Genomic DNA, 12,054 nt, shown 5'->3' with positions numbered 1-12,054 from the left:
CCAGGCCGCCCGGGCGCCCCGCACGCGGGGCGTGCGCGGCCGGGGCGACCCCCGCGGGATAGGCTCGGGCGAACCCGCAGATGAAAGGCTCCACGCATGGCCGACCGTTCCACCTCTCGATCCGAGACCGCGTACCTCCCGCCCAGCGCGCCGCCCATGAACCACGGGCACACGACGGCGGCGTGGACCATGACGGTGCTCGTCATCGTCGGGTTCACCGTCGGCGCCGTCGGCATGGTGCTGGCGTTCAGCTGGCTGTTCTGGACGGGGGTCGGGCTGACCGTGCTCGGCGTCCTGCTCGGCAAGATCCTGCAGCTCATGGGCTTCGGCCAGGGCGGCGACAGGACCCGCGCCAAGGAGGAGCGGGCCGCTGCCGAGGGCCGGTCGCACTGAGCTGACCCGTCGCGCCGGGCGGCGGCCGGCACCGCCGGCCGCCGCCGCGCGGTCGACCCGGCCCCCGCCGGCCCCCCGCCACGCCGCGCACGGCCGGGCGGCACACCACGAGAGCCGAACCGCACACCGAACCGCCCGGGTCACTCCCGGTCCGCGTCACCCACCACGGAGGTCCGATGTCGTCCACGAACAACCCCCAGGATCCGTACGGCACCCCGCGCGACCCCGACTCCTCGGGCTCCGGCTCGTCCGGTCCGGAGTCGTCCGGCTCGACCTCGTACGGCTCAGGGTCGACCCCGCCGGCCTACGGCTCGCAGCCGCCGGCCTACGGGTCCCAGCCGCCGGCCTACGGGTCGCAGCCGCCGGCCTACGGCTCCCAGCAGGACTTCGGCAGCGCGGCTCCCGCCTACGGCGCGTACGGCGGCTCGCCGTACGGGCAGCAGGGCGGCACCCAGCGCAACTCGCTGGGCGTCTGGTCGCTCGTGCTGAGCCTGCTCTCGCTGACGATCTGCAGCACCATCGCGCCGCTGCTGGCGATCCCCGGCATCGTCCTGGGTTCCAAGAGCCGCAAGGCGGCGGCAAGCGGCGAGGCGAACAACGGTGGCCTCGGGCTGGCCGGCGTCATCATCGGGGTGGTCGCCCTCGTGCTGTGGGTCGTCGGGCTGCTCTGGCTCATCTTCGGCGGCTGGGCCTGGTACATGGACGTGCTGGAGACCAGCACGGGCACCACGACGTTCTGACGCCATGTCCGCCCGCTCGCGTCCGGACGGCCCGCACCTCCACGCAGGTCCGGGCCGTCCGGACGTGCGGGCGTCGTCCGGTCGCCGGGGTGCCGTGGCCGCCCGGGCACCGCTCGCCGCGGGGTTGGCCGCCGGCCTCGCCGTGGCGTACCTGGCCGTGACCGACCCGTACCGACCGGGCGGGCACCTGGGGTGCCCGGTGCTCGCGCTGACAGGCCTGTACTGCGCAGGCTGCGGCGGCCAGCGCGCGGTCCACGACCTCGCGCACGGTGACCTCGCCGGTGCCTGGGGCATGAACCCGCTCGTCGTCCTCGGGGCGCCGCTCGCGGTGGCCGCCTGGGCCCTGTGGCTGCGCCGCCGGTGGCTCGGTGCCGGGCGGCCCGCCGCCCGGGCGCCCGACAGCGCCGCCGCTCCCACGGCATGGGTGCTGCTCGCCGTGGTGGTCGCGTTCACCGTGCTGCGCAACGTGCCGGCGCTCGCCGGCGTCCTCGCGCCCTGAGCGCGGCGGCGACCGCGACGTCCGCGACGTCCCCGACGGCCCCGTCCCGGCACGACGGTGGTCGGGGTCACACGCGTGCGGCTCTACGATGGACCCACTCGCTGCCCGTCCTCGCAGGTGGCCGAGACGGTCGGTGAGGGTTCCCCGAGGGAAGGTGTGGCCACGATGACGGTGCTGGACGAGATCGTCGCGGGAGTCCGGGAGGACCTCGCGGCCCGCGAGTCGACGACCCCGCTGAGCGTCCTGAAGGAGCGCGCCGCACGGGTGCCGGGTGCGTTGAACTGCGTGGACCGGCTGCGCGACGACGAGGCGGTCGCGGTGATCGCCGAGGTCAAGCGGTCCAGCCCGAGCCGCGGCCCGCTGGCCACCATCACGGACCCGGCCGCGCTCGCGGTCGAGTACGAGAAGGGCGGTGCGCACTGCATCTCGGTGCTCACCGAGGAGCGGCGCTTCAAGGGCTCCCTGGCGGATCTGGACGCCGTCCGGGCCGCCGTCGACATCCCGGTGCTGCGCAAGGACTTCATCGTCAGCCCGTACCAGATCTGGGAGGCCCGGGCGCACGGCGCGGACATCGTCCTGCTGATCGTCGCGGCGCTGGAGCAGACGGTGCTGACCAGCTTCGTCGAGCGGGTCCACTCCCTGGGCATGACGGCCCTGGTCGAGGTGCACGACGTCGAGGAGGCCTCCCGTGCCGTCGACGCCGGCGCACGCGTCATCGGCGTCAACGCCCGCAACCTCAAGACCCTTGAGGTCGACCCCGGCACGTTCGCCCGGGTGTCGCCCGCCATCCCCGACGGGCTCGTGAAGGTCGCCGAGTCCGGCGTCCGCGGACCGCACGACGTGATGGAGTTCGCGCGCGCGGGCGCCGACGCCGTCCTGGTCGGCGAGGCCCTCGTCACGGACGACGCACCACGCCAGTCCGTCGCCGACCTCGTGGCCGCGGGTGCACACCCGTCGCTGCGCGCGGTGCGCCGCTGAGCCGGCCGGCTCGTCGTCACCCTCCCGCGCACCTCACCCTCAGAAGGGACTGATCCCGGTGGACCAGCCAGACCGGTCGCTCGCCGACTCGCTCGCCACGCTCGAAGGCCCGTATTTCGGCGACTTCGGGGGCCGGTTCGTGCCCGAGGCGCTCATCGCGGCCCTCGACGAGCTCGACACGGAGTACAGCAAAGCCAAGGTGGACCCCGGCTTCACCGACGAGCTCCAGCGGCTGCACCGCACCTACACCGGGCGGCCCAGCATCATCACCGAGGTGCCCCGCTTCGCCCGGGAGGCCGGCGGCGCCCGGATCATCCTCAAGCGCGAGGACCTCAACCACACCGGCTCGCACAAGATCAACAACGTGCTCGGCCAGGCGCTGCTGACCAAGCGGATCGGCAAGACGCGGGTCATCGCCGAGACCGGCGCCGGTCAGCACGGCGTGGCGACCGCGACCGCGGCGGCGCTGTTCGACCTGGACTGCGTGATCTACATGGGCGAGGAGGACACCCGCCGTCAGGCCCTCAACGTCGCCCGGATGAGGCTGCTCGGCGCCGAGGTCATCCCGGTGACCACGGGGTCGCGCACGCTCAAGGACGCGATCAACGAGGCCCTGCGCGACTGGGTCACCAACGTCGAGACCACCAACTACGTGTTCGGCACGGTCGCCGGCCCACACCCGTTCCCGGCGATGGTCCGCGACCTGCAGCGCATCATCGGCGAGGAGGCCCGCGCCCAGGTCCTCGACCTGGTCGGCCGCCTGCCCGACGCCGTCGCGGCGTGCGTGGGCGGTGGCTCCAACGCGATCGGCATCTTCCACGCGTTCCTCGACGACGCCGGGGTCCGGCTGATCGGCCTCGAGGCCGGCGGCGACGGCGTGGAGACCGGTCGGCACGCGGCCACCATCACCGCGGGTGCTCCCGGTGTGCTGCACGGTGCGCGGTCGTACCTGCTCCAGGACGAGGACGGCCAGACGGTCGAGAGCCACTCCATCTCAGCGGGCCTGGACTACCCCGGAGTGGGCCCCGAGCACTCGTGGCTGTCGAGCATCCACCGTGCCGAGTACCGGCCGATCACCGACGCGCAGGCCATGGACGCCTTCAAGATCCTGTGCCGGACCGAGGGGATCATCCCGGCGATCGAGTCGGCGCACGCGCTGGCCGGCGCCATCGACCTCGGCCGCGAGCTCGGGCCCGACGCGGTCATCCTGGTCAACCTGTCCGGCCGTGGCGACAAGGACGTGGAGACCGCCGCCCGCTGGTTCGACCTGCTGGACCACGACGTCGCCGAGAAGGTCGCCGAGATCCCCGGGGAGCAGAAGTGAGCGCCGGGCGCAGCCGCGCGGGGGACCGCCTGGACGCCCTGCGCGCCGAGGGGCACGCCGCGCTGATCGGGTACCTGCCGGTCGGGTTCCCCGACGTGGCCGGGTCGGTCGCCGCCGCGACCGCGATGGTCGAGGCGGGCGTGGACATCATCGAGCTCGGCATCGCCTACTCCGACCCCGTCATGGACGGGCCGGTCATCCAGCACGCCGTCGAGCGTGCCCTCGAGGGCGGCGTCCGGGTGCGGGACGTCTTCGGCGCCGTCGAGGGCATCGCCGCCACCGGCGCTCCCGTGCTGGTGATGAGCTACTTCAACCCGGTGCTGCGGTACGGGGTGGACGCGTTCGCCCGGGACCTGGCCTCCGCCGGCGGAGCGGGCCTCATCACCCCCGACCTCATCCCGGACGAGGCGGGGGAGTGGATCGCCGCGGCCGACGCCCACGACCTCGACCGGGTGTTCCTGGTCGCGCCGAGCTCGTCCCCCGAGCGTCTGGCCTCGACGGCTGCCGCGTCCCGCGGGTTCGTCTACGCGGCCTCGACCATGGGGGTGACCGGCGAGCGCACCTCGCTGGGCGAGCGGGCCGCCGAGCTCGTCACCGCCACCCGGCAGGCCGGCGCCGCGCGCGTGTGCGTCGGGCTCGGCGTCTCCACGGCGGGCCAGGCGGCGCAGGTCGCCGGCTACGCCGACGGTGTGATCGTCGGGTCCGCGTTCGTGCGCCCCATGCTGGAGGCGTCGAGCCCCGCGCAGGGCCTCGAGGCGGTGGCAGCCGTCGCGCGTGACCTGTCCGCCGGGGTGCGGGGGGCCGACCGCGCCGAGGCGCGCACCCGGTGAGCGCCGTGGCGCTGGGCGCGGGCGGCGTGAGCCTGCTCCCGGCGTCCGTGGGGGCGTCCCTCGGGGCGGCCATCCCCAGCCCACCGCAGGCCGTCTGGCACCTCGGCCCGTTCCCGCTGCGGGCCTACGCGCTCGCGATCCTCGCGGGCATCGCCGCCGCCCTGTGGATCACCACGCGCCGCTGGGTCGCCCGCGGCGGTGACGGCGACACCGTCCTGGAGATCGCGTTCTGGGCGGTCCCGTTCGGGATCGTCGGCGGCCGGATCTACCACGTGCTCAGCTCCCCGGACGCGTACCTCGGCCCCGGCGGCGACCCGGTCCGGGCGCTGTTCGTCTGGGAGGGCGGCCTCGGGATCTGGGGGGCGGTCGCGCTCGGTGCCGTCGGCGCCTGGATCGGCTGCCGCCGGCAAGGCGTCCGGCTGGCGCCGTTCGCGGACGCCCTGGCCCCGGGGCTGCTGGTCGCGCAGGCGATCGGCCGGCTCGGCAACTGGTTCAACCAGGAGCTGTTCGGGGCACCCACCACGCTGCCGTGGGGGCTGCGGATCGACCCCGCGGGGCCGACCTTCCCGGCCGGGTACGACGCCGGCACGCTGTTCCACCCCACGTTCCTGTACGAGATGGTGTGGAACCTCGCGGCGGCCGCCGTGCTGGTGTGGGTCGACCGGCGCCGCCGGCTCGGGCACGGCCGCGTGTTCTGGCTGTACGTCGCGCTCTACACCGTCGGGCGGCTGTGGATCGAGGCGCTCCGCATCGACCCCGCCGAGCAGGTGCTGGGACTGCGGCTCAACGTGTGGACGTCGATCGTCGTCGGTCTGGTCGCGGTGGCGTTCTTCGTCGTCCTCGGCCGCCGGCACCCGGGCCGCGAGACGACGCTGCGGCTGGACGGCGCCCCGGTGCCGGACGACGGCGCCGCGGCCCCGGACGACGTCACCGACGTCGTCCCGCCCGAGCCGGCCGGCCCCGGCGCCCGGGACGACGCCGGGCACCCCCGGCGCCACGCCCGCCAGGACGCGGCCCCGACCCACGGCAGTCCCGGTCGGGACGTGCCCTGAGACGTCCGTGCCCCGATGCGTTTCCGGGATGTATCGTCGCTCCACGCTCGGGCCGACGACGTCCCGACGAGCCCCTCAGTTCCCCTAACGGCCCCTTGCATGTCGGGACCCTGTGAGGACGGTGTTCCATGCCCACGTCGTCGAAGTTCCCCGCTGCGCTCGGCGCGCCCGCACGCCACGGTCTGTACGACCCGGCGAACGAGCACGACGCCTGCGGCGTCGCCTTCGTGGCGACCCTGCGCGGCACCCCCGGACGGGACATCGTCGACGCCGGGCTGACCGCGCTGCTCAACCTGGACCACCGCGGCGCCGTCGGCTCCGAGCCGGACAGCGGTGACGGCGCGGGGATCCTCACCCAGATCCCGGACGCCTTCCTGCGCGACGTGGTCGACGCCGACCTGCCCCCTGCGGGCCTGTACGCGATCGGCACGGCGTTCCTGCCGACCGACGCCGCCGGCCAGAGCACCGCCGTGCGCGCCCTGGAGGCCATCGCGGCCGAGGAGAAGCTGGACGTCCTGGCCTGGCGCGACGTCCCGGTCACCGCGGACCTGGTCGGCCCGACCGCCCGCGCGTCGATGCCGGCGTTCCGCCAGCTCGTGGTCGCCGACCCCTCCCGCGAGCTGCGCGGCGTCGGGCTCGACCGGCGGACCTACCGGCTGCGCAAGCGGGCCGAGCACGAGCTCGGGATCTTCTTCGCGTCGCTGTCCTCGCGCACGCTGACCTACAAGGGGATGCTGACCACCGCGCAGCTGGAGCCGTTCTTCCCGGACCTGTCCGACCCGCGCTACGCGAGCGAGCTGGCCCTGGTCCACTCGCGGTTCTCGACCAACACGTTCCCGTCCTGGCCGCTCGCCCAGCCGTTCCGGATGATCGCGCACAACGGCGAGATCAACACGGTCAAGGGCAACCGCAACTGGATGGCCGCCCGCACCTCGACGCTGTCCAGCGACAAGCTCGGCGACCTCGCCCCGCTGCTGCCCGTGGTCAGCGAGGGCTCCAGCGACTCGGCGACGTTCGACGAGGTGCTCGAGCTGCTGCACCTCGCGGGGCGGTCGCTGCCGCACTCGGTGCTCATGATGATCCCCGAGGCGTGGGAGAACCACGCCGACATGGACCCCGCCCGCCGGGCCTTCTACGAGTACCACTCCACGCTGATGGAGCCGTGGGACGGGCCCGCGTGCCTGACCTTCTCCGACGGCACGCTGATCGGCGCGGTGCTGGACCGCAACGGGCTGCGCCCGGGCCGGTACTGGGTGACCGAGGACGGGCTCGTCGTGCTCGCCTCGGAGGCCGGCGTGCTGGACATCGACCCCGCCACGGTGGTCCGCAAGGGTCGGCTCGAGCCGGGCCGGATGTTCCTCGTGGACACCGGCGCCGGTCGGATCATCGAGGACGACGAGGTCAAGGCCCAGCTCGCCGCCCAGCGGCCGTACGCCCAGTGGGTGCGCGAGAACGCGGTGGCGCTGCCGGACCTGCCCGAGCGTGAGCACGTCGCGCACTCCTCGGCGTCCGTGCGCCGGCGCCAGCGCGCGTTCGGGTACACCGAGGAGGACCTCAAGGTCCTGCTCACCCCGATGGCCAACGCCGGCGCGGAGCCGCTCGGCGCGATGGGCAACGACACCCCGGTCGCGGTGCTGTCCGAGCGCCCGCGGCTGCTGTTCGACTACTTCACGCAGCTGTTCGCCCAGGTCACGAACCCGCCGCTGGACGCCATCCGCGAGGAGCTGGTGACCAGCATCGGTGGCGCGATCGGGCCGGAGCCCAACCTGCTCGAGGACCTGCCCGAGCACGCCCGCAAGCTCTTCCTGCCGTTCCCCGTCATCGACAACGACGAGCTCGCCAAGATCGCGCGCGTGCACCGCGACCCCCGCCTGGCCGGGGTGTTCAAGGCCATCACCATCCGCGGGCTGTACCGGGTCGCCGGTGGCGGCGCCGCCCTGAACGAGCGGCTGGGGGAGATCTTCGCCCAGGTCGACCGTGCGGTCGCCGACGGCGTGAGCTTCATCGTGCTCTCCGACCGGGACGGCGACGCCGACCGTGCCGCGATCCCGTCGCTGCTGCTGGTCAGCGCGGTGCACCACCACCTGCTGCGCCGCCGGACCCGGACCCGGGTCTCGCTCGTCGTGGAGGCCGGTGACGTGCGTGAGGTGCACCACGTCTCCGCGCTGGTCGGGTACGGCGCCGCCGCGGTCAACCCCTACCTGGCGATGGAGTCCGTCGAGGACCTGGCTCGCTCGGGGTACCTCGACGTCACGCCGGAGAAGGCGGTCGCCAACCTCATCAAGGCGCTCGGCAAGGGCGTGCTCAAGGTGATGAGCAAGATGGGCATCTCCACGATCGCGTCCTACCGCGGCGCGCAGGTCTTCGAGGCCCTCGGGCTGTCCGAGGAGCTCGTCGAGGAGTACTTCACCGGGACCACCAGCCGGCTCGGCGGCGTCGGGCTGGACGTCATCGCGGCCGAGGTCGCCGCCCGTCACGCCGACGCGTACCCGCGCAGCGGCAACCGTCAGCCCCACCAGCGGCTCGCCGAGGGGGGCGACTACCAGTGGCGCCGCGACGGCGAGGAGCACCTGTTCGACCCCGAGACCGTGTTCCGGCTCCAGCACTCGACCCGCTCGCGCCAGTTCGACGTCTTCCGGCAGTACACCGCGCGGGTGGACCAGCAGTCCGAGCGGCTCATGACGCTGCGGGGCCTGCTCCAGTTCTCCAGCGGACGCGCGCCCGTGCCGATCGACGAGGTCGAGCCGGTCAGCGAGATCGTCAAGCGCTTCAACACCGGGGCGATGTCCTACGGGTCCATCTCGGCCGAGGCTCACGAGACCCTCGCGATCGCGATGAACCGGCTCGGCGGACGGTCCAACTCCGGCGAGGGCGGCGAGGACCCGGCGCGCCTGAAGGACCCCGAGCGGCGCAGCCGGGTCAAGCAGATCGCCTCCGGGCGGTTCGGCGTGACGGCGGACTACCTGACCAGCGCCGACGACCTGCAGATCAAGATGGCCCAGGGCGCCAAGCCCGGTGAGGGCGGCCAGCTGCCCGGGCCCAAGGTCTCCCCGTGGATCGCCGCGACCCGGCACTCCACGCCCGGCGTCGGGCTCATCTCCCCGCCGCCGCACCACGACATCTACTCGATCGAGGACCTCGCCCAGCTCATCCACGACCTGAAGAACGCCAACCCGGCGGCGCGCGTGCACGTCAAGCTCGTCAGCCAGGTCGGCGTCGGCACGGTCGCGACCGGCGTGTCCAAGGCGCACGCCGACGTCGTCCTGATCTCCGGGCACGACGGCGGGACCGGGGCGAGCCCGCTGACGTCGCTCAAGCACGCGGGCGGCCCCTGGGAGATCGGCCTGGCCGACACCCAGCAGACCCTGGTGATCAACGGTCTGCGCGACCGCATCGTGGTGCAGGTCGACGGCCAGATGAAGACCGGGCGTGACGTCGTGGTGGCGGCCCTGCTCGGGGCCGAGGAGTTCGGCTTCGCGACCGCGCCGCTGATCGTCGAGGGCTGCATCATGATGCGGGTCTGCCACCTCGACACGTGCCCGGTGGGCGTCGCGACGCAGAACCCCGAGCTGCGGGCACGCTTCAGCGGCAAGCCCGAGTTCGTCGTGACGTTCTTCGAGTTCATCGCCCAGGAGGTGCGCGAGCACCTGGCGGCGCTCGGGTTCCGCAGCGTCGAGGAGGCGGTCGGCCGCGTCGACGCGCTGGACGCCCGCCGCGCGGTCGCGCACTGGAAGGCCGACGGCCTGGACCTGGGGCCGATCCTCACCAAGCCCGACGCCGACCCCGCGTCGCTGCGGCACTCGCGGGCCCAGGACCACGGGCTCGAGCGTGCTCTGGACAACCAGCTCATCGCGCTGTCCGGCGACGCGCTCGAGCGCGCCGAGCCGGTGCGGATCGACCTGCCGGTGCGCAACGTCAACCGCACGGTCGGCGCCATGCTGGGTCACGAGGTCACCAAGCGGTACGGCAGCACGGGGCTGGCCGACGGGACCATCGACATCACGCTGACCGGCTCGGCCGGGCAGTCGGTCGGCGCGTTCCTGCCCGGCGGCATCACGCTGCGCCTGTACGGGGATGCCAACGACTACGTCGGCAAGGGGCTGTCCGGCGGCCGGATCGTCGTGCGGCCCGACCGGTCGGCCCAGCTGACCGGCGACCGCGACGTGATCGCCGGCAACGTGATCGGCTACGGCGCGACGTCGGGGGAGATCTTCCTGCGGGGCGTCGTCGGCGAGCGGTTCGGGGTGCGCAACTCCGGTGCGACGCTGGTGGTCGAGGGAGTGGGGGACCACGGCTGCGAGTACATGACCGGCGGCACCGTGGTGGTGCTGGGCCGGACCGGACGCAACTTCGCGGCCGGCATGTCCGGCGGCACCGCGTACGTGCTGGACCTGCGACCGGGCGCCGTCAACGAGGCGGCGCTGGCGGCCGGGGAGATCACCCTGGCGCCGCTGGACGACGCGGACCTGATCCGCGTCGAGGCGCTGCTGCGGCGCCACCACGAGGAGACCGGGTCGCCGCTCGCCAACGAGCTGCTCGCCGACACCGGCGCCCTGCGGACCCGGTTCACCCGAGTCCTGCCCACCGAGTACGCACGCATGACCGTGGCGATGGCGAAGGCCGAGGCCGAGGGCCTCGACGCGACGCAGCCCGGCGTGTGGGAGCACATCCTGGAGGTGTCCCGTGGTTGACCACCGCGGCTTCCTGAAGGTCCGGGAGCGCGAGCTGCCCGCCAACCGACCCGTGAGCGTCCGCCTGATGGACTGGCGGGAGGTGCACCAGTACCGCGTGGACCACCCCGACGAGGAGGCGCTCGTCCGCCGTCAGGCGGGCCGCTGCATGGACTGCGGCATCCCGTTCTGCCACCAGGGCTGCCCGCTGGGCAACCTCATCCCGGACTGGAACGACCTGACCCGGCGCGGTCAGTGGGGCGACGCGATCGACCGGCTGCACGCCACGAACAACTTCCCCGAGTTCACCGGACGCATCTGCCCGGCGCCGTGCGAGTCGGCGTGCGTGCTGGGCATCAACCAGCCGCCGGTGACGATCAAGAACGTCGAGGCCACCATCCCGGAGGAGGCGTTCGCCCGCGGTCTGGTGACCCCGCAGGTCCCCGCCCGGCTGACCGGCTCGACCGTCGCCGTGGTCGGGTCGGGTCCGGCCGGCCTCGCCGCAGCGCAGCAGCTCACCCGGGCCGGGCACACCGTCGCGGTGTACGAGCGCGACGACGCCATCGGCGGTCTGCTGCGCTACGGCGTGCCGGACTTCAAGCTGGAGAAGTCGGTCATCGACCGACGCCTGGCGCAGATGACCGCCGAGGGCACCCGGTTCCGCCCCGGCGTCGAGATCGGCCGGGACATCACCTGGCCCCAGCTACGGGCCCGGTACGACGCCGTCGTGATCGCGACCGGCGCCACCGTCCCGCGCGACCTGCCGCTGCCGGGCCGCGACCTGGCCGGCATCCACCCCGCGATGGAGTACCTCCACCAGGCCAACGCCGTGGTCGCGGGCCGCGAGGTGACCGACCAGATCGTCGCGACCGGCAAGCACGTGGTCATCATCGGCGGCGGCGACACGGGCTCGGACTGCCTGGGCACGGCGCTGCGGCAGCGGGCGGCGTCCGTCACGACGCTGGCGATCGGCAAGCAGCCGCCGACCGAGCGGCCGGCCCACCAGCCGTGGCCGATGGACCCGACCGTGTTCGAGGTCTCCACGTCCCACGAGGAGGGCGGCGAGCGCGACTACCTCGCCTCGACCGTCGCCTTCGAGGGCACCGACGGGCGCGTGACCGGCCTGCGGGTCGCCACCACCGAGTACCTGCCCGACGGCCGCCGTGTCCCGGCCAGCGGCACCGAGCGGGTCATCCCGGCCGACCTCGTGCTGATCGCGATGGGCTTCGTCGGCACCGAGACCGACCTGCTCATCGGTCAGGTCGGCGCGCAGGTCACGCCCACCGGCGTGGTGGCGCGGTCCGACGACTACGCGACCAGCCTCCCGGGGGTGTTCGTGGCCGGTGACGCCGGGCGCGGGCAGTCGCTCATCGTGTGGGCGATCGCGGAGGGCCGCGCGGCGGCCGCGTCGGTGGACGCCTATCTGTCCGGCGGCACCAGCGAGCTGCCGGTCCCGATCCGCGCGAGCACCGTCTCGCTGCACCCGTAGACCGTCCCCGCCGCGGCGGCCCGTGCACCGGGCCGCCGCGGCGTCGTGCGGTCGCCGACCCCGAACCCCGACATAGGCT

The 12,054-nt window shown here is 73.8% G+C and carries 9 protein-coding genes; all 9 read left to right on the top strand.

Annotation, left to right across the window (positions count from 1 at the left end):
• Window positions 1–96 precede the first annotated feature (96 nt).
• Complete coding sequence (locus Q0840_RS13080; RefSeq protein WP_298460025.1) at window positions 97–393, top strand: HGxxPAAW family protein; 297 nt, start codon at window positions 97–99, stop codon at window positions 391–393.
• A gap of 176 nt (window positions 394–569) precedes the next feature.
• The gene (locus Q0840_RS13075) at window positions 570–1,133 is read left to right on the top strand and encodes a DUF4190 domain-containing protein (protein ID WP_298460023.1); all 564 of its coding nucleotides are present in this window, start codon (window positions 570–572) and stop codon (window positions 1,131–1,133) included.
• Between the two features lie 94 nt (window positions 1,134–1,227).
• Window positions 1,228–1,632: a DUF2752 domain-containing protein gene (locus Q0840_RS13070; protein ID WP_298460020.1), complete on the top strand. Its 405-nt coding sequence runs from the start codon at window positions 1,228–1,230 to the stop codon at window positions 1,630–1,632.
• A 165-nt stretch (window positions 1,633–1,797) separates the two neighbouring features.
• Window positions 1,798–2,610: an indole-3-glycerol phosphate synthase TrpC gene (trpC, locus tag Q0840_RS13065; RefSeq protein WP_298460018.1), complete on the top strand. Its 813-nt coding sequence runs from the start codon at window positions 1,798–1,800 to the stop codon at window positions 2,608–2,610.
• A 58-nt stretch (window positions 2,611–2,668) separates the two neighbouring features.
• Complete coding sequence (gene trpB / locus Q0840_RS13060) at window positions 2,669–3,934, top strand: tryptophan synthase subunit beta (protein ID WP_298460016.1); 1,266 nt, start codon at window positions 2,669–2,671, stop codon at window positions 3,932–3,934.
• Window positions 3,931–4,764 (top strand): tryptophan synthase subunit alpha, encoded by an 834-nt coding sequence (trpA, locus tag Q0840_RS13055; RefSeq protein ID WP_298460014.1) that lies wholly within the window; start codon window positions 3,931–3,933, stop codon window positions 4,762–4,764. Before trpB ends, trpA begins: the two co-directional genes overlap by 4 nt.
• 47 nt (window positions 4,765–4,811) lie before the next feature.
• Complete coding sequence (gene lgt, locus Q0840_RS13050) at window positions 4,812–5,816, top strand: prolipoprotein diacylglyceryl transferase (RefSeq protein WP_298460212.1); 1,005 nt, start codon at window positions 4,812–4,814, stop codon at window positions 5,814–5,816.
• Between the two features lie 128 nt (window positions 5,817–5,944).
• Window positions 5,945–10,507 (top strand): glutamate synthase large subunit, encoded by a 4,563-nt coding sequence (gltB, locus tag Q0840_RS13045; protein ID WP_298460012.1) that lies wholly within the window; start codon window positions 5,945–5,947, stop codon window positions 10,505–10,507.
• Window positions 10,500–11,975: a glutamate synthase subunit beta gene (locus tag Q0840_RS13040; protein ID WP_298460010.1), complete on the top strand. Its 1,476-nt coding sequence runs from the start codon at window positions 10,500–10,502 to the stop codon at window positions 11,973–11,975. The genes gltB and Q0840_RS13040 overlap by 8 nt, the downstream gene beginning before the upstream one ends.
• Window positions 11,976–12,054: the final 79 nt, after the last annotated feature.

The organism is uncultured Cellulomonas sp., assembly GCF_947494015.1.
Taxonomy (GTDB): Bacteria; Actinomycetota; Actinomycetes; order Actinomycetales; family Cellulomonadaceae; genus Pengzhenrongella.
The sequence above is the reverse complement of the archived record's forward strand: the minus strand, read 5'-3'. Positions and strand labels throughout refer to the sequence as shown.